Annotated in this window: 17 protein-coding genes and 2 tRNA genes; 11 read left to right on the top strand and 8 right to left on the bottom strand. The window is 50.8% G+C overall.

Annotated features, from left to right (window positions below; translation table 11 throughout):
* Window positions 1-29 precede the first annotated feature (29 nt).
* The 5 genes from DEF47_RS19400 (at window position 30) to DEF47_RS19380 (ending at window position 4672) form a co-directional block, all read left to right on the top strand.
* Window positions 30-1037: a hypothetical protein gene (locus DEF47_RS19400; protein WP_012192112.1), complete on the top strand. Its 1008-nt coding sequence runs from the start codon at window positions 30-32 to the stop codon at window positions 1035-1037.
* A 125-nt stretch (window positions 1038-1162) separates the two neighbouring features.
* Window positions 1163-2323 (top strand): aminotransferase class I/II-fold pyridoxal phosphate-dependent enzyme, encoded by a 1161-nt coding sequence (locus DEF47_RS19395; RefSeq protein ID WP_012192113.1) that lies wholly within the window; start codon window positions 1163-1165, stop codon window positions 2321-2323.
* Between the two features lie 18 nt (window positions 2324-2341).
* Window positions 2342-2617 carry a hypothetical protein gene (locus DEF47_RS19390; protein WP_012192114.1) on the top strand — a complete coding sequence of 92 codons (276 nt, stop codon included), beginning with the start codon at window positions 2342-2344 and terminating at the stop codon, window positions 2615-2617.
* Between the two features lie 37 nt (window positions 2618-2654).
* Window positions 2655-3347 (top strand): glycosyltransferase family 2 protein, encoded by a 693-nt coding sequence (locus tag DEF47_RS19385; RefSeq protein WP_012192115.1) that lies wholly within the window; start codon window positions 2655-2657, stop codon window positions 3345-3347.
* A gap of 38 nt (window positions 3348-3385) precedes the next feature.
* A complete protein-coding gene (locus DEF47_RS19380) occupies window positions 3386-4672 on the top strand; it encodes an adenylosuccinate synthase (protein WP_012192116.1) in 1287 nt (428 codons plus the stop codon).
* 105 nt (window positions 4673-4777) lie between these two features.
* Here DEF47_RS19380 and cydC read toward each other — a convergent pair whose 3' ends face one another.
* The 8 genes from cydC to DEF47_RS19340 all read right to left on the bottom strand — a co-directional run bounded on the left by cydC (window position 4778) and on the right by DEF47_RS19340 (window position 14356).
* Window positions 4778-6421, bottom strand: coding sequence for a thiol reductant ABC exporter subunit CydC (cydC, locus tag DEF47_RS19375; RefSeq protein WP_012192117.1), 1644 nt, complete (start codon window positions 6419-6421; stop codon window positions 4778-4780).
* Between the two features lie 365 nt (window positions 6422-6786).
* On the bottom strand, window positions 6787-7707 hold the full coding sequence (locus DEF47_RS19370; RefSeq protein WP_012192118.1) for a hypothetical protein: 921 nt from the start codon (window positions 7705-7707) through the stop codon (window positions 6787-6789).
* Window positions 7708-7864: 157 nt separating this feature from the next.
* A complete protein-coding gene (locus tag DEF47_RS19365; protein ID WP_012192119.1) occupies window positions 7865-8503 on the bottom strand; it encodes an FMN-binding negative transcriptional regulator in 639 nt (212 codons plus the stop codon).
* 2 nt (window positions 8504-8505) lie between these two features.
* Entirely contained in the window at window positions 8506-8898 is a 393-nt protein-coding gene (locus DEF47_RS19360) for a YybH family protein (protein ID WP_012192120.1), read from the bottom strand.
* Window positions 8899-9260: 362 nt separating this feature from the next.
* A complete protein-coding gene (locus DEF47_RS19355; protein WP_012192121.1) occupies window positions 9261-9932 on the bottom strand; it encodes an O-methyltransferase in 672 nt (223 codons plus the stop codon).
* 20 nt (window positions 9933-9952) lie between these two features.
* The gene (locus DEF47_RS19350; RefSeq protein ID WP_012192122.1) at window positions 9953-12229 is read right to left on the bottom strand and encodes an ATP-dependent helicase; all 2277 of its coding nucleotides are present in this window, start codon (window positions 12227-12229) and stop codon (window positions 9953-9955) included.
* Between the two features lie 127 nt (window positions 12230-12356).
* On the bottom strand, window positions 12357-13394 hold the full coding sequence (locus DEF47_RS19345; protein WP_012192123.1) for an ABC transporter permease: 1038 nt from the start codon (window positions 13392-13394) through the stop codon (window positions 12357-12359).
* Window positions 13394-14356, bottom strand: coding sequence for an ABC transporter permease subunit (locus DEF47_RS19340; RefSeq protein ID WP_012192124.1), 963 nt, complete (start codon window positions 14354-14356; stop codon window positions 13394-13396). Before DEF47_RS19340 ends, DEF47_RS19345 begins: the two co-directional genes overlap by 1 nt.
* A 295-nt stretch (window positions 14357-14651) precedes the next feature.
* Here DEF47_RS19340 and DEF47_RS19335 point away from each other — a divergent pair, with 295 nt between their 5' ends.
* From DEF47_RS19335 to DEF47_RS19310, 6 genes are all read left to right on the top strand, one after another.
* On the top strand, window positions 14652-15419 hold the full coding sequence (locus tag DEF47_RS19335; RefSeq protein WP_012192125.1) for a CHRD domain-containing protein: 768 nt from the start codon (window positions 14652-14654) through the stop codon (window positions 15417-15419).
* Between the two features lie 329 nt (window positions 15420-15748).
* On the top strand, window positions 15749-16864 hold the full coding sequence (locus DEF47_RS19330; RefSeq protein ID WP_012192126.1) for a glycosyltransferase family 4 protein: 1116 nt from the start codon (window positions 15749-15751) through the stop codon (window positions 16862-16864).
* Window positions 16865-16885: 21 nt separating this feature from the next.
* Window positions 16886-18742 (top strand): serine/threonine-protein kinase, encoded by a 1857-nt coding sequence (locus tag DEF47_RS19325; RefSeq protein ID WP_012192127.1) that lies wholly within the window; start codon window positions 16886-16888, stop codon window positions 18740-18742.
* 277 nt (window positions 18743-19019) lie between these two features.
* Window positions 19020-19096 (top strand) — tRNA-Pro (locus DEF47_RS19320).
* A gap of 17 nt (window positions 19097-19113) precedes the next feature.
* Window positions 19114-19199, top strand: a tRNA-Leu gene (locus DEF47_RS19315).
* Between the two features lie 59 nt (window positions 19200-19258).
* A complete protein-coding gene (locus DEF47_RS19310) occupies window positions 19259-21013 on the top strand; it encodes a BACON domain-containing protein (protein ID WP_012192128.1) in 1755 nt (584 codons plus the stop codon).
* Window position 21014: the final 1 nt, after the last annotated feature.

The following is a 21014-nucleotide window of genomic DNA, read 5'->3' as shown; positions in this document are numbered from 1 at the left end:
ACAGATTTTATTTAGGAGGAATGACCCTCATGTCAAAACGGACGATTAGCGCAATTTTAATTGCCCTTGCATTAAGTGCATGTGGTGGTAGTGCCGCTCCAACCGCGACGACCGCTCCAACCGCGACGACCGCTCCAACTGAAGCACCAGCGCCAACCGCAACCGAAGAAGCGGCTGCGCCAACCGAGGAGCCATCAACTGATCCAAGCGGAGCTGCTGCTGAAATTCCAGCACCACCGCAAAGCGATCCCTACGTCAAGGGCGAAAACGAAATCATTGATGCAGCAATTGGTGGCATGGAAGGTGAATTCGAAAACCAAGAACAACAAACTGGCTTGGATCTCGAACCATTGACCTATTACTTGACCGAAGAAGACCCACAAACGATTGTGGACTTCTACGAAGGTGAAATGGCAACCTATGGCTGGGGCACAGGCCAAGTCGAAGATCAAACCTTCGGCAAAGTTTTGGTCTACCCAAGCGCTAGCGAATTGACCACCATCGCCATGATCGGCGTGCTGGATCTTTCAACCGTTGATCCAAGCATGAAGCAATCGATCATCTTCACCACGGTTGGTCGCTTGGGTAGCGGTAGTATGCCTTCAACTGATCCAACTCCTGACACTGGCGGTAGCACCACCGACCCAATGCCTGCTGGTGATTTGAGCGATATTCCAGCCCCACCAAGCAGCGAAGAATATCAATCAGGTGACGATGCCTTGACCGATACCTTCATGGATAGCTTTGAAAAAGGCTTTGCTGGTAGCGCTGGCAGCACGGCTGTCTTGGGCAAGCAAGCTTATATCTCAACTGCAACCCCAGAAGAAATCAAAACCTTCTATGATGACGAATTGACTGCTGCTGGCTGGACTTCAATGCCAACTGGTGCTGATACCACTGGCGGCATGGCCGGTACGCAAACCCTGACTTATGCCAACATGAGCGCTGGCGAAGCCTTGGTCATTATGACTGTTGATCGCAGCAGCATGGGCATGGGCGATGGCATTTTGGTCATCATCATCAAAGCTGGCCAATAAGCTTCAGGCTTAATTAACTATCGGTTCCCCCTGAGTTGCTGCGGCAATTCAGGGGGATGTTTTTTTGCAAAATGACTGTGGTATCATACACCCGCGATCCAAATCAAGCAGCCAAGGAGGCAGCCATGACGCGCGAACGACTTTCTGCAAGGGTGCAGAGCGTTCCACCTTCAGGGATACGGCGGTTTTTCGATATTGCTGCCACAATGGATAATGTGATTTCGCTCGGGATCGGCGAACCAGATTTCGTCACGCCTTACACGATTACCCAAGCTGGGATTCGTTCATTGCAACAGGGCAAAACTGCCTATACTTCGAATTCTGGGACAATCGAATTACGCCAAGAATTGCAAAAACACCTCAATCATTTATATGGACTCAATTATGATCCTGAGAATGAGTTGTTGATTACTGTTGGGGTCAGCGAAGCCTTGCAAAATGCGATGCTGGCAACGATCGATCCCGGCGATGAGGTGATTATTCCTGAGCCATGTTTTGTGGCGTATGGCCCAAGTGTAGTGTTTGCTGGCGGGGTTCCAGTGTATGTCAGCACCTCGGTCGAGCAAGAGTTTCAAGTAACCCGCGAGGCAATCGAGGCCGCGATCACGCCGAAAACCAAAGCAATCTTGATTGGCTATCCCAATAATCCAACTGGTGCGGTGATGAGCCGCGAACGCTTGTTGGATATCGCTGCCCTAGCTGAGCAATACGATCTCTTAGTATTTTCCGATGAGATTTACGATCGTTTGGTGTATGGCGTTGAACATACCAGCTTTGCCCAATTGCCTGGCATGCGCGATCGTACAATTTTGCTTGGCGGGTTCTCCAAGGCCTATGCCATGACTGGCTGGCGTTTGGGTTGGTTGGCGGCTAGTGCCGAAATTGCTAATGCTGTGCGCAAAATCCATCAATACGCTATTATGTCTGCGCCAACCGTAGCCCAATATGCTGGTTTAGCGGCGCTGCAAACTGGCGAAGAAGATGTGCAGCGCATGGTCAGCGAATATGATCGCCGTCGCCAAGTGATTGTGGCTGGATTGCGCCAAATTGGCTTGCCAACTTTCGAGCCACAGGGTGCATTCTATGTCTTTCCACAAGTTAGTAGCCTTGGCCTAACCAGCGAAGCCTTTGTCGAAGGCTTGCTCTATCGTGAAAAAGTGGCAGTTGTGCCAGGCGATGCCTTTGGCCCAAGCGGCGCTGGCTTCGTGCGCATGTGCTACGCTACCAGCATGGATAATATCGAAACTGCCTTAGAACGAATTGAGCGCTACGTTCGTTCATTGTAAATTTAATGAGGATGCGCCATGAGTTCCGAATCATCTGTTGAATGTACTCGCTGTAAACGACAGCTTAAAGCCGATGAGGTGCGCATGGCGCAACCGTTGATCACCTTCAAAGAGTTGGTGCGGGCTGCAATCAAAACTCCCTCACTGCTGAACGCAAAATTGGAGGATGTTCCCTATTGTCCAGAATGTCGGGGCATTATTGCCAAACAACGCCAAACTGAGCAACTCAAATTTTTAGCAGTGGTCGTCGCGGTGTTATTAATCCTGATTGTATTGGTTGTCGTTGTGCTCTAGCTGCATTCATGCCTGGGGGTTAAATGTTTAGGACAAAATGATGCTTTTATCTGTGTTAATTCCTTGCTACAATGAAGCAGCAACAATTGCAAACATGCTAGAGCGCTTGGCGCAAATTACCATCCCAATGCAATGGATCGCCGTCGATGATTGCTCACGTGATGATACCTATCAGGTTTTACAACAACTAACTGCAACCTACCCACACATGCAGGTTGTGCAACATCGCCAAAATCGTGGCAAGGGCGCGGCTATCCGCACTGCCTTAGCTCATGCCACGGGTAACATTGTGATTATTCAGGATGCCGACCTCGAATATGACCCTCACGATTTTTATGAGTTGATCAAACCAATTGAAGCTGGTTTGATTAATGTCGTGTTTGGTTCGCGCTTTATGGGTCGGCATACGGGCATGTATTTCTGGAATGCTATTGGCAATAAAGGTCTCACCTTTTTAACCAATTTGCTGTTTAACTGTTGGATCTCCGATATGGAAACTTGTTACAAGGTGATGCGCACCGATATTATGCGCTCGATGAACTTGGTTTCCAATGATTTTCGGATTGAGGCAGAAATAACGGCGAAGGTTCTGATGCAGGGTGAGCGAATTTTTGAAGTGCCAATTACATACTTGGGGCGTACTTACGAGGAAGGTAAGAAGATGCACCCCAAATATGGCTTTTTGACGGTTTGGGCGTTATTCCGGCTGCGTTTGCTCGGTCGCCCATAACCACGGTATTTGCTCCTCTTACAGAAAAGGTGATACATATGCCAGTCGTTGCAGTTCTTGGCGCTCAATGGGGCGACGAGGGCAAAGGTCGTGTTGTCGATTTATTGGCAACCAAAGCTAAAATGGTTATTCGCGCTGCTGGTGGCTCTAATGCCGGCCATACGGTGATTAACCATCTTGGCACGTTTAAATTGCACCTCACGCCTGCCGGAATTTTCGATGCGAATGTCGTCAATATTATCGGCGCAGGCACCGTGATCGATCCTGCGGTGTTGATGAAGGAGTTGCAGGCCTTACGTGAGGCCAATGTTTCGCTTGATCAATTATATATCAGCGATCGGGCACATGTGGTTATGCCCTATCACGTTTCGCTCGATGCGCTCGAAGAAAAAGATCGCGGCGCGAACGAAATTGGCACAACTAAGCGTGGTATTGGCCCAGCCTACGTCGATAAAGCGTCGCGCATGGGCATTCGTATGGGCGATTTGCTGCACGAAGAAACCTTGCTTAGTCGCCTAACCAGCGTGCTCGAATACAAGGGCCGCGTGTTGAATAAGATGTATGGCGCTCAGCCAAGCGCTTCATTGCATGATATGTATCTGCAATATTTGGAGTTTGGTCGCCAACTCGAAGCCCACATCGTGCCCATCCACACCATGGTTCAAGATGCCTTGCGCCGCGATATTCCAATTTTGATCGAGGGCAATCAAGGAGCATTATTGGATGTGGATTATGGCACATTCCCGTATGTGACTTCAACTGCAACTGGCTCTGCGGGCGCGTGCCAAGGCGCGGGAATTCCGCCGATGCGCTTAAATGGTGTAGTCGGAATTTACAAAGCCTACACAACCCGCGTTGGCGGTGGGCCATTCCCAACCGAATTAACCGATGAACTTGGTGAGTATATTCGCCAAGCCGGCCATGAGTTTGGCACAACCACTGGTCGCCCACGACGGGTTGGCTGGTTCGATGCGGTGGCAGCTCGCTATGCTGCCGAAATTAATGGCATTAGCTCGATCGCCCTTACCAAACTCGATGTGCTCGACGATGTTGAGACGCTCAAAATTTGTACGGGCTATCGCTGGAACGACACCGAGCTTGATTCATTCCCATCGTCAATTTCGGTGCTCAGCCAAGTTGAGCCAATTTACGAAGAATATCCTGGTTGGAAAACCAACACCAGCCATGCCCGCACCTTGGATGAGTTGCCCGAAGCGGCGCAACGCTATGTTCGCCGTCTCAGTCAATTGGTTGGCGTGCGCTTGGGCATGATTTCGGTCGGCCCTTCGCGTGAGCAAATGGTGAGTTTGCAAGAAATCTTCTAAATTTTCATCCTTGCATATGGAATAAAAGCAAAGCCTCGGCTTGCTGATCTGGTTTGGCGTTTGTCTAACTAAATCACCAAGCCGAGGCTTTCGCGCCAATCGAACTCATTGCGAACGAGTATCTGACACCTCTAAGTAAATGCTGCGATCAGCCAGCGCTTGGACGGCCCTACGATGACTAATCAAGAGCACCGTTTTATCAGCCAGCAAAGGTTTGAGCGCTGCTAACCAAGCTGCTTCATTCGCATAATCGAGCTGGGCGGTTGGTTCATCGAGGATTAAGATTGGGGCTGGTTTAAGTAGTACCCGCGCCAAAGCCAAACGCTGGCGTTCACCACCACTTAATTTGGCTCCTTGCTCACCAATCCATGTCTCCAAACCAGCTGGGAGTTTGGCCAGTAAATTACTGAGTTGAGCGACTTCCAAGGCTTGTACTAGATCATCTTCGCTGGCGGCGGGATTAGCAAGGCGTAAATTATCGCGCAAACTGCCATTAAATAGCTCGGTATGCTGCGAAACATAGCCAATTTGCTGATGTAAATCGGCTAAACGCAACTGGCGAATATCACAATCGCCCAGATAAATCGCGCCCGCTTGCACATCCCAAAAGCGTAGTAACAATTGGGCAACGGTGGTTTTACCCGCGCCACTTGGCGCTTGCAAGGCCACAATTTCACCAGGGGCTAGCTCAAAGCTCAAATCACGCAGCACAAGCTGGTTTTCTACATAACCAAAATCCACATGCTCAAACCGAATTTGGCTTGACGTTGAGAGCTTGCTTGGCTCAGCTGGATCGCTGACCGCAGGTCGGGCATCGACCAACTCGAACATGGCCTTGGCCGCTTGTTGGCTGCTCTGCCAAATATGTGCTGCCTGAATCAGATTACCCAAAGCTTCAAAACTGGCCAAGGTGCTCAGCCCAATCACGGCTAGGTACAATGGATTAAGCTGGCCCTGTTCGACAAACCAACTACCCAATCCCACCATCAACAAGGTGCTCAGCATCACCAATGCATTCAGCAAACTGGTGCTGGTGATGCGGGCATTGGTCAAGCGGCGTTGGCTGGTAGCCAGTTGTTGGCTTAATTGAGTCAGCTGCTGTTGAACCAATAGCTCAGCATTGGCCGCCATAATATCCGCACTGCCCGTAACTGCTTCGACAACTGCCTGATTCAAAGCCTGTTTTTGTTGATTAACCTTGGCTCCAGGTTGACGGCTTTGACGCAGGCTCAGGGCTGGTACGACTACACCAATTAACAAATGGCAGAGCAACAATACCAAGCCCAATTGCCACACAAACGAGCCGATCAAGAGGCTGGTTGCCAAGGCGACCAATAAGGCGACCCACGGCGGAGCAATCGCCCGCACATACAAATGTTGCAAACTATCGATATGACTGATAGTGCGCGTCAGTAAATCGCCACGGCTATAGTGCAGCAAACGAGCGGGGGCTAGCGGCTCCAAGGCTGCGTATAGCCACGAACGTAATTGAGCCAAAATCTGAAAGGTCAAACGATGCGAGAGATAGCGCTCAGCATAGCGTAACACGCCACGGGCAATCCCAAAGAAGCGCACGCCCAAAACCGCCACCTGCAACTCAGCAATCGAGGGCATTAATGCGGCTTTGGCAATCAAATAGGCCGAGGTCGCAATCAGGCCAACGCTACTGCCAACCGTGGCAAAACCAAGCCCAATCACCAATAGCACTTGCCAGCGCTCAGCGTAGAATAATTGTAATAAGCGCTTCAATCGTTTAATCCTTACGAGCCATAAAGGGCGGAAACCGCGAAGCTGAGGCTATCGGCTTTTGGCTATACTGATCTTAAGTTTCTCATCGATGCCCAATAGCCCTCTGCTCTATGTGTAATGGTTTATGAGGTTAAAAACTGTTCTCTCCTTCCCTCACCCCAGCCCCTCGCCCACTGCGGCAGGCGAGGGGAGTCCCAATCATCATGATGGAGCGGTTCCCCCTCGCCTGCTGGGCGGGAGAGGGGGCAGGGGGTGAGGGCATGCGGGCCGTTGTTAATCCAGTGAACCTTACATCTATGTTCTTTGCTCTGATTACAATACCGTAGTTTGCTAGCTCGTGTGGTTGCAGATGCTTAACCGCCTGTTTATGGGCGACAATAATCCTCGTTTTGGGTCACACTCTCGACCTTAACCGTAGTTTTGGCCCAAACCACAAATTCGCTCAAACCAACCTCACTAGCCTGATTGCCCCAATCATACGTATAACCAAGCCGCGTCCAAGGGTAGCCATTTTTGGGATCATATGAGAAGCTGCGTTGGAGATTGAACCAATCGCGGCTAAATTCATAATCTTGTTGCGAAGGGAAGGCGCTTGGTTCGGGCATTTCGAGTTGGGCAATATTATCCGTAATTTCAGGGTCGGGGCTGGGTCGAAACAGATCTTCGGCTGGAACCCACAAATGCACAATCCGATTTTTGCCGTTGTTGGCAGGTAATCCCAGCAATTGCTCCAACCGCAAGGTTAATGGTACATCGCTCGTTGGTAGATAGGCTTTGCAAAAGGTTTGCATTTCGGGCACGGCGGTCACCCAAGTTTCGCGGGTGGTCGTGGTTTCTTGACCCACTAAATTGTCGTAGCCATTCCACGATGTCCAAGTCGCCACCAACACGCGGCCTGTTGCTTCATCCCACACGAGGTTGCTATTGCTGGGATCAACGATCGTCAGCTTATCTGAGATTTCACTGGGTTCGGCAATTTCGGCATCGCTGACTGCCGCTCGAAAACGCCGTTCGAGTTCGGCTTGCTCTGGGGTAAAGGTGGCGGTTGGAGAGGCCTCAGTGGTCGCAGTCGCAGCAGGCGGATTGGTTGCGGCAACGGTTGGCTCACTGGTAGCTGCTGGAACCTCGGTTGGTGCGGTTGTGGCGGTGGCGGTTGGTGGTGGCACAGTTGCCAAGGCAATCGTGCGATCCTCGGTTGTGCTTGCGCCGCAGGCCGCCAAGATTGGCAGGATCAAGCCAACTGCTTGAAATTTCGCCCAGCGGCGTGCCCATAAACGTTGAGCCATGTGCATACTCCTTCCTAAAACAAGAATCCCAAATCAATTGACCCAAGTGCGAAAAACGCAGTGGGTCAAGGCAACAAGAGCATATCGAGCTGCTGGGTAGCTGCAAGGAAGGGTCTAACAATCCACAGCATCTTACATTGGCTAGTATACAGGGCTGTCAAGACGATTGGCGTTGTTTGATCAGATCAATCATGGCGGCGGCATTTGGCTCTGAGCTAGCCGCTAAACCTGCGATTACGCCTTGTTGGTTGGCCTGCGGCTGATTTTGGCTAACTTTCCATTTGCCAAGCAAACGAGTAACTGGAATAGCGATGCCAACAATTGCTTTGAGCAGAGCCTCGGTATAGTCGTGTGGCGCATCAGCAACCTGCCACTGATGCTCAAAACTAGCTTCGTTGTGGTTGGTCAGCTGCTCAAGCTGTTGGCGCAACCATTGTGGGTCGTCGATCACCTGCAAAGGGCCATAGGCATGGGCCACAGCATAATTCCAAGTTGGTACAACTTTGCCAGTTTGGGCTTTGCTAGCATACCAACTTGGCGTAATATAGCTATCAGTTCCATGGAAAATCGCCAAAACTTCGTGTTGCGAATCATGCTCCTGCCACATATGATTGGCTCGTGCCACATGGCCATACAGTGTGCCAAACTCGCCCGCTTGAGGGTCGAGGTACAGCGGAATATGATTGGCATTAATGCCTTCAGCGCCAAGCGTAATAATCGTCGCCAAGGGTTGGCGTTGGATTAATTCGTGCAAGACCTCGGGATTTGGCTCGGCAAAATGGTTGGGAATATACATAATTATGCCTCTTTCAATGTTTGGAGCATATTGGCATCGCGCAGCAATAGCCAGCCATGGGCATGTTTTTGCCATAACGAAAAGCTATCGCCAGCTCGTACAATCGGCGGTTTGCCATGCGGCGGCTGAATCTGCACTCGTAACTGATTCCAGCAGGTCGCCCATTTACCATTAAGTTTAATTTCTTGGATTTCAAAATTGATTTTGATTTCGAATTGACTCAAGCCCGCCGAGGCTGCGACAAAAGCTGCCTTACCACGCAGCGGCGCTTGACCAGCCACCAAAAAAATCACATCATCATCCAACAGCGCCAAAATTTTGCTCACCTCGCCAGCTTCGGTCGCCTGAATCCAGGTTGTGACCAATTCACGTAGCACCATCTGATCGTCTTGCATCGCATCCTCCTTAATCAAACGCATTATGCCAATCAATCGGGCTTGATTGTACCGCCCAACGACTGAACATTGCAGCGTTAAACAATTTGCCCTATGATCGAGTTTTGTACATCCAACCCAGATTTCTATGATCACCACCCATCCGCCCCACCTCAAGGCGGGGAACGCAGGGTGTTTTCATCCCCCTGCACCCCCTAAATGACAATAAATGGAGAAATATAGGATCAAAATCAAGCAGAAATTAATTATTTCGAGCCAGCAACGATGGAATCGAGATTGATTATGTCATCGAAATGCACTTAAACAAGTAAGCCAGTTGAGATTAATCAACTGGCTTGAATTATGGCTGGATTCATTGATGTTTAGAGCTGCTGGACAATCGCAATTGCAAAGCCATCGTAGCCTTTGCTGCCAACAGTTTGCAGGGCTGTGGCGGTCAGCTTGGGGTTCGAAGCTAAATCATCAAACAACTGGCGGGTTCCTTGAATTGCTGGGTCAGGATTGCTCGGATCGGTGACTGCGCCGTTACGCACCACATTATCGCCAATAATCACCGTGCCAACATGGGCAAATTTGAGTGCCCACGCCAAATAGTGCGGGTTATTGGGCTTGTCGGCATCAATGAAAATCAGATCGAATGGCTCAATCTTTGCTTCAGCCAACTGAGCTAGACTATCGAGCGCTGCGCCAACCCGAACTTCAACCTTTTGGCTCAAGCCTGCCTTGGCGATATTGGCTGTGGCAACCTCGGCGTGATGCGGCTCATATTCCAAAGTAATTAATTTGCCATCGGCAGGCAAGGCGCGAGCCAACCAAATTGAGCTATACCCTCCCAGCGTGCCAATCTCCAAAATGCGCTTAGCCCCACACATCAGCGCAAATAGATGCAGCAATTTGCCTTGATTGGGCGCAACATTAATTGGTGGTAAACCTGCTTCGGCACTGGCCTGCAACGCTGCATCCAACACCGGATCAGCCTGGACTAATCGATCGGAAATATACTGATCAACCGCATCCCACGTTGTTTGATTCATCGCATCCTCCTAAACCACAGCTAAACCCGTTCGAGCTTGGCGAAGGCGGCCAAGAGCTTTTTCACGCCTTTGCCTGGAAACGCCACGGTAACTTCTTCGTCGTCGCCGACCATTTTGCTACTGACCACCACGCCCTCGCCGAAATTAGCATGGCGCACTTTGTCGCCAGCGCTATAACTGGCGGCGCTTGGCTCACGTTCGGGGCGTTTTGGCCGGACTGGTCCACTCGCGCCACTCCACATGCTGCTGGTGCTTGGTTGCGTGCCTCGCGTGCGTTGCGGCGTGCTGCTTTGCCATTGGCTTGCGGCATGAACTGGCATTTGTTTGACTTCACGGGTGGGCGTGCGCTGCAGCAAATCTTTGGGAATATCGCCCAAAAAGCGTGAAGGAATCGTGATATCGGTGCGGCCCCAAGTTGCTCGTTTGAAAGCATAGAGCATGTACAGTCGTTGTTTGGCGCGGGTTGTACCAACATAGAGCAAACGACGCTCTTCCTCGATACTTTCGGGGTCGTCAACTGAGCGTCCGTGCGGCAACAAGCCTTCTTCTAAGCCAGCCAAAAATACTACCGGATACTCTAAACCCTTGGCTTGGTGCAAGGTAATCAAGGTCACACCAGGCTCGCGCTCTTTGTTGGAATCAAGGCTATCAACATCGCTAACCAAGGCCACTTCTTCTAAAAAGCGTGGCAATTGATCCTCGGTCGGCAGGGCCAGATATTCCATACTGACGTTTTGCAATTCGAGAATATTTTCCCAACGCTCAGCGCCTTCTTCCTCGCCATATTCTGCCACCAGCAACTCTTGCAATGGCACCCGCTCAAGCAAGCGCTGAATCAACTCGCCGAGCATCAAATCGTGGCGCAGATCGCGTAGGCTTGCTACCAGTTTTTGAAATTGCTCAACGGCGTTGCGTGCTCGCCCGCTGATCGGCGGACTTTGGGCTTCGTTAGTAGCTAGCAGTTCGAGGGCATCCCAAATTGAGACATCGAGATTGCGTGCCCATTGCAATAGCTCTTGCTGAGTGCGATCGCCGATGCTTCGGCCTGGCACGTTAATCACCCGTAGCAAACTAACTTCATCGTGGGGATTGTGGATAATTCGTAGGTAGGCCACAACATCTTTGATTTCTTTGCGTTCGTAGAAGCGCGTGCCACCGACCAATCGATAGCGCAGGTTGCGGCTGATCATGGCCTCTTCAAAGGCACGGGATTGGGCGTTGGTGCGATACATCACAGCAAAATCGTCGAGCGAACGGCCTTCACGCCCGCGAATACGCATAATTTCATCGGCCACCCAACGCGCTTCTTCATTGTGATCATAGGCCTCGACCAACGAAACCAACTCGCCATCCTGCTGATCAGTCCAGATTTTGGTGGTATGGCGACGATCATAGGCCGCATCGATGATCGATTGGGCGACATCAAGAATTGGTTGGGTGGAACGGTAATTTTGCTCCAGTGGAATAATTTGCACATCAGGGTGGGCTTCTTCAAATTCGCGCACATTCGCCAACCTCGCCCCACGCCAAGCATAAATTGATTGCTGAATATCGCCGATCAAAAAGTAGTTGTTATGGCCTGCACCAACTTGATTGATCAACGAAAATTGCACCCGATTGGTATCTTGCACTTCATCGACCATGACATGCACATAACGTTCGGCATACCGCGCTAGCACATCGGGATGATATTCGAATAAATTAACGGTTTTGAGCAGCAAATCATCAAAATCGAGGGCATTATTGGCTAACAATTGTTTTTCGTAGCGCTCATAACAGCGCAAGACAATTTCATCAAAATAGCTGCTAACGCTGCGGGCAAACTCAGCAACCCCAATCATTTCGTTTTTAGCAGCGGAGATGCGGGCATGAATTGAACGCGGATTATATTGCTTCTCGCTTAAATCCAATTCGCGCAAAATCTGCTTCATTACCCGTTGCTGATCATCGGCATCGTAAACCACAAAATCGTTGGCGCGTTGCAGATGCTGAATATCGCGGCGCAACCAACGGGCGCAAATTGAGTGGAATGTACCCATCATTACATCGTGAGCACGACTTTCGCCAATCAAGTTTCCAATCCGTTCGCGCATTTCGCGGGCAGCCTTGTTGGTAAAGGTGACGGCTAAAATGTTATAGGGGCGAACCCCAACTTCATTAATTAAATAGGCAATCCGATGAGTCAGCACGCGGGTCTTGCCCGAGCCTGGGCCAGCCAGCACCAACACTGGCCCATGAATCGCTTGGACTGCGCGTTGTTGTTGGGCATTCAACCCAATCAGCAGCGGGTGAGTCATTGATCTAGTCCTTATGTGACGGTCGATAACCGTGATGTTTAGTATGTTGCTCTCTCTATTGTACCCGTTCCGGCGCTGAGGTGGAACAGGTGAGCGACACGAAAAAATGATTGGCGATAGCAAAGCTCTAGGCCGCTTGATTCAGCTTAGATTTACTGGTTTTGCTGGTTTTGCGTGGTAACAGGTTGCGCCAACTCCAGCGGCGAGGCCGTGTAATATCCAACGAGCGGCGCAAGCCTTCGCTGGTCAGGGTAAAACCAACCAACAGCAAGACCATCAAAAGCCCAGCAAAAATAGAAACCCACGGCGCACGGCTATATTGGCCAAAAAAGTCTGAGAGCATCTGCCCAAGCTCAGGCTGACCAGCTTTTTGCTTGACAATATCGGGTAAAGGGCTGTCGGTGGTTTTATCGGTGTAAATATAGCTGCCGCCGATGTAATAGCCCAAATAGCCAAGCTCAGCCACAATCAAGGTGACGGCGGTTAATTCGCTGGCAAGCAACATTGGTAGCAACGGCCAAACCTGAGGCAAAATATAGCGCCGCGTAATTTGCCAGCGATTCAAGCCAATTGCCTGAGCGCTTTCCAAATAGGGCGCATGCAAAATCTTTTGCACATAGCCTTGCACCACGCTGGCGCTATTAACCCAGCCAGTCATACACAAAGCAACAATAAACGCCGTTAAACCTGCATTATTGGCAGTGATCGGCCTAACCCCTTGATAGACAATTACGGCACTGCCGCCAGTCCAAATCAAATAACCCAAGGCTACAATCAAAATTGGCAAGGAGCTGGTGATGGTGGTAATTGTATCCAACCAACTTGCCACGCGTGGCCCCAAAAAGCCAACCACCCCGCCAACCACCAAACCAAGCAGTAAGCGCACCGCCGCGATAATTGTACAGAGCACTAAAGTTGGCCGAACTGCCCATAACAAACGGCTGAGCAAGTCGCGGCTAATATCATCGAAGCCCAAAGGATATTCGGGGTGGCTGAAGGGTGGCAAGGCTGCCATCGGTGGGCCGCCATAAAGTTGGCCCTCATAGCGAAAAGCACGATGTTCCTCGACTGGATCATGGGGAGCAAGGCTTGGGCCGAAGATCGCAATTAGCAGCATCAAGCCAACAATGCTTAAACCAAAGGTCAATGGCAGATTTTTAAACATTAGCCTCTCCCTACACTAGCTTGCCGCCCAAGCGGGTTGATCCATAAGCTCAGCATCGAGGCTAGTAAATCGACCAAAATCAAAATAGCGCCAGTCATGGCCAGCAGTAAAGCCAAAATCAAGGGGTTGAAAAAAGTAATTGAGCGCGAATTGGTCAGGGTATTGAATAACATCCAACCTGTACCGCGCCAATCGAACAACGCTTCGACCAAAATTAAGCTACCAACCACCATCTGTAGGCCACGGCCTAAGCTAGCAAATACCGCCGGCGCAACATTGGGGATGGCATGGCGACGGACGATTGTGCGCCAGCGCAAGCCTTTACTTTTGGCAACTCGCACATAATCTTGCTGAAATTCATGTTCGAGCAAGCTCGCACCAATCGAGGCAATATAAAACGCCGGACGCAAAGCCAAGGTTAATGCTGGCAAAATCAGATGTTTGGAGGTGCTATAGCCTTGCACTGGCAAGAGCACTTGGTTGGTCCAGCCAACTCGTTTGACATAGAGCAACCCTAAAACTAACAGTGTGCCCAAGAAAAAGCCAGGGATGCCATTGCCCAAGGTAAAGATTGTGACCATTGTCGGCGAGACCCGCCCAGTGCGCGGCGAAATGGACAACAAGCACATCCCCAGGCCAAGAACGATCGTTGCGAGAAATGCCACGCCCAACAATTGCGCCGAACGGACAATAAAATCATCGATATATTCAGCGACTTTCGTCCGTTCAATCCGCCCCAAATCGCCATCGATCATGGCGCTAATCACGCCACGATAATGGGTTATAAATGGACGATCATCAATCTCATACGATACATCAAATCCATTGCCTGTTTGAGTTGACACTTCTTTGGGTGGATAAAAAAAGCCCTGTTGACGATAGGCATACCACGCCCCTAAAAAGTGTAATGCCGGCACTAACACGATCAACAACGCAAGTTTGCGAAGTAAGAGTCGGCTCATAGTTCTAATCTCCAATTGGCCCTGAGGAATGAGCGTTGAGGTGTTATGTATATTACTCATTCGCTTAACGAAAGGTTCAGCCTTACGACTGAGCTTGGCGTAATTGGTCATGAGCCTATATATGTAGCCGACTTGGGAACATAGAACATAAGGATGTATGGTTCAGAGATCAACGATGTTTCCCCCTTGTCTATATAAAATTTTGGGTATTGACACACAGTGTGTCATTTGCGATAATAGCAGTCATGCGGCGCAGGATTGAATCAAAAAAATCAAACATATTAGGAGTGTGTTTATGATCAAGCAAGCGATGGCTCGTGGAATTGCAGGATTGGCCTTGATTGGATTATTGGCAGCGTGTCAATCGGCAGAATCGACCCAACCAAGTGCAACGACGGCTCCAGCAGCGGCTCACACCCAAATGGCGCATGCCAGCAACACCACCGCCAGTCAGCCAGCCAATAATCCAGCGCTCGATACGGCGCTTGATCCCAGCCGTGGGCAAGAAATTGGCTATGTGTATGAAGCATTTTTAAGCCCACACCAAGAGCCGGGCGAAGAAGAAGATGCTCCAGCGTTTACGCCCGACGAGCTACTTTCAAGCGCTCCATCGCAGCCTCGCGCCAATCGGACTTCACGCGGCCACGGTTTTTTGCGAATTACCAAAGATCTCAGCAAGGCCTATGTTGATGTTAAACTCGAAAACGTCAAACCCGAAGATGTGGTGATGTTTCATATTCACTGTGGCAAGCCCGATATTCTTGGCCCAATCTTGATCGACTTCGCTTTCTCGGGCAATATTCAAGAAAATTTGGCTGATGGGACGTTTTCGGTCGAGCTAACCAACACCGATATCGAAAAGGAAAGCGAAGCAGGCTCGGGCGTGTTAGGTTTATTCACAGCTGGTTGCCCAATTGTGCCAGGCTTGCCCGATGAAGTTCAAACAATTTCAGGCATGCAGCACATTGCCGAACAAAGTGAGCTTTACTTCAATTTGCACACCAAAGGCCAAACCTTCTATGGCGATATTCGCGGCAAATTGCAACCAGTCAAAAATCCCTAAAACTCCTGTTTGCGATCGTTACGACCCCTCACCCCGTCGCCTTTCAAAGTAGGTTTTAAGTTCCCTCACCCCCGACCCCTCTCCCACTGCGGTGGGAGAGGGGAGATCCAATGATCATGATCGCAGGCTTCCCTCTCGCCTCGCGGGCGGGACAGGGGGCTAGGGGGTGAGGGAATGAACATCGACGGCGAATTCCACCCAATCTTAAAAACCTACCCTTGAAAAGAGAGGGGTTGGGGATGAGGCATACGGTAAATGCATTTAACAAATCAACCCCAAATGCGATATGCTACAATGCCTAAGCTAGTTTTGGCGAGAAATAGGGCTGTATGCAGATTGCAATTGATGCTAGTCGTTTGGCGGTTGGGCAGCGCACTGGCACCGAATCATATACAACTGAATTAGTAAGAGCGCTGGCTCAAACTGACCGTACCAACCACTATTGTTTATATGTGAATCAACTCCCCGCAGCGTTGCCCCCACTAGGCCGCAATTGGCGGATCAAGCCGATTCCTGCGCCGCGTTTATGGACGCACTTGCGGCTTGGCCCAACATGGCAGATCGATCGGCCAGATGTGGCATTTGTGCCAGCCCATGTTTTGCCAAGTTTGCCGCCGCGTCGGAGCGTTGTGACGATTCACGATTTGGGCTACGAACACCACCCTGAATCGCACCCCGCCCGCCAACGGCTGTATTTGCGCTACTCAACCTTGTGGAGCGCTCGTATGGCTAGCCAAATTATTGCGATCTCCGAAGCCACCAAGCGCGATCTGTTGCACTACACAGGCATTGCCGCCGAAAAAATTAGCGTAATCTACCACGGCGTGCACGAGCGTTTTTATCCCCATTCGAGCGAGCAAACCAAGGCGACTGCCGCCAAATATGGCTTACACGGCGAGTATTTATTATTTATCAGCACAATTCAGCCACGCAAAAATTTGGTGCGCTTGATCGAAGCCTATGCCCAAGCCCGCCAACGCTGCCCTGATTTGCCGATTTTGGCCTTGGGCGGCAAAACTGGCTGGCTAACCGAACAAATTACCCAACAAGCTCAACAGTTAGGAATCAGCGAGCATGTGGCCTTTTTAGGCTATGTGGCCGACGACGATTTACCAGCGCTGCTCAGTGGTGCGACAATCTATCTATTGCCATCGCTCTACGAAGGCTTTGGCATGACCGTCTTGGAAGCCATGTCCAGTGGCGTTCCAGTGATTACCAGCAATGTAAGCAGCCTACCTGAGGTTGCTGGCGATGCAGCCTTGTTGGTTGAGCCAAGCCAAACCGCTACAATTGCCGCAGCGATTGTTGAGCTTTGGCAAAACCCACAGCAACGCCACGATTTTGCTCAACGCGGCTTAGCATGGGCCAAACAATGGACATGGCAGCGCTGTGCTGAACAAACTTTAGCAGTTCTTACAACGGTTGGGCATCATGGCTCATTCTAAACAACGGTGGGTGGAGGAAGCATGCGCATCGAAGATTTAATCGGCAAGCAACTTGGGCGCTATAAGATTAACCACATTCTTGGGCGTGGCGGCATGGCCGCAGTATTCGAGGCCGAGGATACAATGTTGCGTCGATTGGTGGCGCTCAAGGTGTTGTATGCTCAATATGTTGCCGATGCCAACCTGGTTGAGCGGTTTCGGCGTGAAGCAATTTTGGCGGCTCGCTTGGAACATGCGCATATCGTGCCAATTTATGATGTTGGCGAAGCTGATGGCGTGGTCTATATCGCCATGAAGCTGCTAACTGGGCAATCATTGCAAGATAGTTTATTAATTGATAGCACGTTGTCGCCAGAACGAGTTGGCGAAATTGTGCGGCAAGTTGCTAGTGCCTTGGATTATGCCCATGGTCGCGGGGTGGTGCATCGCGATATCAAGCCAGGTAATGTGATGCTCGATGCAGATAATCAGGTTGTTTTGACTGATTTTGGAATTGCCAAATCGCTTGATGCCCCTGGCCTTACGACCACCGGCGTGATGGTTGGCACGCCCGATTATATGGCTCCTGAGCAGATCGATAGCAAAATTGGCCCAGTTGATGCGCGGGCTGATATCTACGCGCTGGCGGTGATGGCCTATCGCATGTTGACTGGGGCACGACCCTTCGATGGCTCAACGACTGATATTCTGCTGGCGCACCTTTCGCGTGTGCCCGAAGCAGCCTCGTTGCGCAACCCACATGTGCCACCATCGATTGATGCAGTGCTCAGCGCGGCACTGGCTAAAAATCCTGCTGATCGGACTAAATCGGCGGGCCTATTTGCCCGCGCTTTGAATGAAGCAATTGGTTCGCCAACTGGAATTGCCGCAACTCCGCCACCTGGAGCCAAGCAAGCAGTCGTCATTCCAAGTGTGGCCGCCGAGCAAATTGTAGCCAAAGCCCAAGGGGCGACTCAAACATCGGCTATCACTCGCCGTAAACGCCCTTCAACATGGCCAATTCTCTTGTTAATTGGCTTGATTATTACCGGCGTGCTGATGTTTGTCACTGATACTGTTTTGGATAATCGTCAAGAGGCCAAACAGACCCTTGCAACTGAAGCCGCCGAACGTGGCCAATATCAAACCCAAGTTGCCCAAATTGGCATAACCCAAACCGCTTTAGCTGCCCAAATCAACCCAACACCAACCGCAACCATGCCTGTCAGCAGCACCGCCACGGTTGAAGCGAGCGCTCCTAGCCCTACAGCTGAGGCTGCACAACCAAGCCAAGCTGCTCAAACAACTGCTCGGCCCGTTGCAACCCAAGTAGTTCCAATAGCGTCAAGCCCTACGTCAGCCCCAACCAATAATCCGCCAACCCCAATCGTGGCAACGCCAACGGTTTTGGCGGCATGTGTTGGGCCATTGCAAGGTGGTTTTGGCACGCTTTGGCGCACGAATCTCAACATTGCCGAAGCCTTGGGCTGCCCGAGTAGTGGCGAGGCCGCTAGCACCGCCTCAATTCAATATTTTGATGGCGGGATGATGTATTGGGTGGGCAATAGCGACCAAATTTATGTTTATTATGGCGCGGCAGCTAGCGGTTCGTGGCAAAGTTTTGCCAACCCCAACGATCCCTCATATGATGAACCGCGCGAAACTGCGCCGGCTGGAAAATTGGAGCCAATTCGTGGTTTTGGCACGCTCTGGCATACGATCAGTGCCATTCGCTCAGCGTTAAGTTGGGCCAATAGCCCCGAATATCCAATTACTGGCGTGGTGCAATATTTTCCCAACGGCATGATGTTGTTCTCGCCAGCCCTCGAAGGTCGCCCAGACCGCATTTGGGTTATGACCAACGACGGTAGTTGGTCACGCTATACCGACCCGAATTAAATTCAAAAGCAGAAGGCCCAAAGTTAAGGATGGCTTTGGGCTATTGGCGATCGGAACAATGGTTGGTATCGGCTATGATCTTCAGCCAAAAGCCAATAGCTCATGCCCCTTTGTGTTCTTCGTGTCATTCGTGGTTAAAAAACGCTCTTTGTCGTTAACAATAGCCTTCTGCCAGACCCCGATCCCCAACAACCGATCCCCGATCATCGAATTTGACAAGGCAGGGCTTTCGTGGTAATCTAATGCGGCTGTCGTGACTGAGAGCCAATGAACTTGACGGGGCGTGGCGCAGCCCGGTAGCGCACTTGAATGGGGTTCAAGAGGTCCCGCGTTCGAATCGCGGCGCCCCGACCAGTTAACAACATCAATAAGCCGAAGTGGCGGAATGGCAGACGCGATGGTCTCAAAAACCATTGAGGGCAACCTCATGTGGGTTCGACTCCCACCTTCGGCACCAAATTGATCAACTGTGTATAATGTACACAGTTGATTTTTTTTGTTCACGAGGTTGTTATTTTGCGCAAATTTGGTTTATTACTGGTGATGCTCTTTGGGCTTGTTACTCCTGCTCCGGCTGCTCCCGATGCGCCGTCTGCTCAGCCCAGCACAATCACGCCTTGGGGCATCAATGGCTACCTCACCAAAAATGAGCGGGTGGCTGGTGGCGATAATGTGGCGCAATTAGCCCAAACCATGGCCTCGGCCAACGCCGATTGGTCGCTCGAAGAGTTGCCATGGGCCGAAATCGAGCCAAACAATGGCACATTTCGCACCACCTACGATAGCCGAATCAAAACCGTCGCCGATGCCAACCTTGGGATTATTGGCATGCTGCTGACGACCCCAGCGTGGGCACGCGAATCTTCGTGTGCTGGCAATAACAACTACTGGTGTCCGCCGAGCGATCCGGCCCAATACGCCGAGTTTGCCGCTTGGATGGTCGAGCGCTACGATGGCGATGGAGTCAGTGATGCCCCAGGCTCGCCGCGCATTGCTGCTTGGCAAATTTGGAACGAGCCAAACTTTGTTGCTACCTGGAGTTCAATCAACAACAACGAGGCTTTGCGCCGCCGCCGTTATGGCGAAATTTTGGTCGCCGCCTATACCGCGATCAAACAAGCTGATCCGACGGCGATTGTGGTAGCTGGCGGGGTGTATGTGTTCGATGGCTTTAGCGATGGCTTCGATTTTCTCAATGGCACAAATGGGGTGTTTCGCCAAATACCTGAGGCCAAAACCAGCTTTGATGTGCTGGGAATTCACCCCTACATGCCGACGATTGCCCCCGATGCGATCGGCACATTTTCAAGCGTCACGCTCGAAGGGCGTTTACTCAACACCCGTAATTGGTTGACTAACGATATTGGCCGTCCTAGCGCCCCAATATGGATCACCGAGATTGGTTGGTGTACCAGCCCTGGCTCGACCAGTTGCCCCGTGGTTAGCGCCGAAAATCAAGCTCGCTACCTAATTCGTAGCTTTGTGATTGCCCAACAATTAGGTGTGCAGCATATTAATTGGTTGCAACTTGAAGATGCTTTCAATGGTTCGCACCCATTTAGTGGCTCGGAATTGCTTAATGATTTAAATACGCCTGAGCCAGAAAAACAAGCTTACACCGCTTTTCAAACCATGGCTGGTTTATTGAATGAGGCCACCCCGCTTGGCATTCGAACTGGCGTGCATACCCACAATTATGTTGCCAATAGCAATAACACTGGCGGCGTGTATGCCTATCGGTATAGCCGTGGCAACACCGAAATTGATGTGCTTTGGACTCCCGGGGCTAATACCACCATTCAGTTCCCGCTGACTGCTGGCAAGCAATGGATTTTCCGCACCCGCAATAATCAATCGTTTAGCCCAACGATTAATGGCACAACCGCTAGTATTGTGCTGACCAACGACCCAATTTTTATTGTGCAGAAAATTCCGGTCAGCTTGAATGTGCAAAATTCGCTGAGTTTATTGGCCGAAGTTAGCAGTGGCGAGGCACGGGCCGATATTCCGTTGAGCAATGGCGGCAGCGAAAATGCCCTCGTTTGGAATATTAGCAATGCTTCGGCGGGTTTAACCGTTACGCCGAGCAGTGGTAGCGTGGTTGGCACCGCCAATTTGACGATCAAGGCACAAGTTGGTAGCCTAAGTGCCGGAACCTATAGTTATCAGTTTACGGTTAATGGTGATGGTGTTGCTTCACGCACCGTTCAAGTAAGCCTGCGGGTGGTTGATCAGCTTCAGCCCATCTATTTGCCGCTGACTAGAAAATAGC

Origin of the sequence: Herpetosiphon sp. (assembly GCF_003512625.1) — a bacterium.
Classification (GTDB): Bacteria; Chloroflexota; Chloroflexia; order Chloroflexales; family Herpetosiphonaceae; genus Herpetosiphon; species Herpetosiphon aurantiacus.
Note: the sequence above shows the minus strand (reverse complement) of the source record. Positions and strands in the feature narration are given on the sequence as shown.

Excerpts from the sequence above, each read along its gene's own strand:
- DEF47_RS19400 (WP_012192112.1), top strand. The coding sequence starts at position 30 with ATGTCAAAACGGACGATTAGCGCAATTTTAATTGCCCTTGCATTAAGT.
- DEF47_RS19395 (WP_012192113.1), top strand. The coding sequence starts at position 1,163 with ATGACGCGCGAACGACTTTCTGCAAGGGTGCAGAGCGTTCCACCTTCA.
- DEF47_RS19390 (WP_012192114.1), top strand. The coding sequence starts at position 2,342 with ATGAGTTCCGAATCATCTGTTGAATGTACTCGCTGTAAACGACAGCTT.
- DEF47_RS19385 (WP_012192115.1), top strand. The coding sequence starts at position 2,655 with ATGATGCTTTTATCTGTGTTAATTCCTTGCTACAATGAAGCAGCAACA.
- DEF47_RS19380 (WP_012192116.1), top strand. The coding sequence starts at position 3,386 with ATGCCAGTCGTTGCAGTTCTTGGCGCTCAATGGGGCGACGAGGGCAAA.
- DEF47_RS19370 (WP_012192118.1), bottom strand. The coding sequence starts at position 7,707 with ATGGCTCAACGTTTATGGGCACGCCGCTGGGCGAAATTTCAAGCAGTT.
- DEF47_RS19365 (WP_012192119.1), bottom strand. The coding sequence starts at position 8,503 with ATGTATATTCCCAACCATTTTGCCGAGCCAAATCCCGAGGTCTTGCAC.
- DEF47_RS19360 (WP_012192120.1), bottom strand. The coding sequence starts at position 8,898 with ATGCAAGACGATCAGATGGTGCTACGTGAATTGGTCACAACCTGGATT.
- DEF47_RS19355 (WP_012192121.1), bottom strand. The coding sequence starts at position 9,932 with ATGAATCAAACAACGTGGGATGCGGTTGATCAGTATATTTCCGATCGA.
- DEF47_RS19350 (WP_012192122.1), bottom strand. The coding sequence starts at position 12,229 with ATGACTCACCCGCTGCTGATTGGGTTGAATGCCCAACAACAACGCGCA.
- DEF47_RS19345 (WP_012192123.1), bottom strand. The coding sequence starts at position 13,394 with ATGTTTAAAAATCTGCCATTGACCTTTGGTTTAAGCATTGTTGGCTTG.
- DEF47_RS19340 (WP_012192124.1), bottom strand. The coding sequence starts at position 14,356 with ATGAGCCGACTCTTACTTCGCAAACTTGCGTTGTTGATCGTGTTAGTG.
- DEF47_RS19335 (WP_012192125.1), top strand. The coding sequence starts at position 14,652 with ATGATCAAGCAAGCGATGGCTCGTGGAATTGCAGGATTGGCCTTGATT.
- DEF47_RS19330 (WP_012192126.1), top strand. The coding sequence starts at position 15,749 with ATGCAGATTGCAATTGATGCTAGTCGTTTGGCGGTTGGGCAGCGCACT.
- DEF47_RS19325 (WP_012192127.1), top strand. The coding sequence starts at position 16,886 with ATGCGCATCGAAGATTTAATCGGCAAGCAACTTGGGCGCTATAAGATT.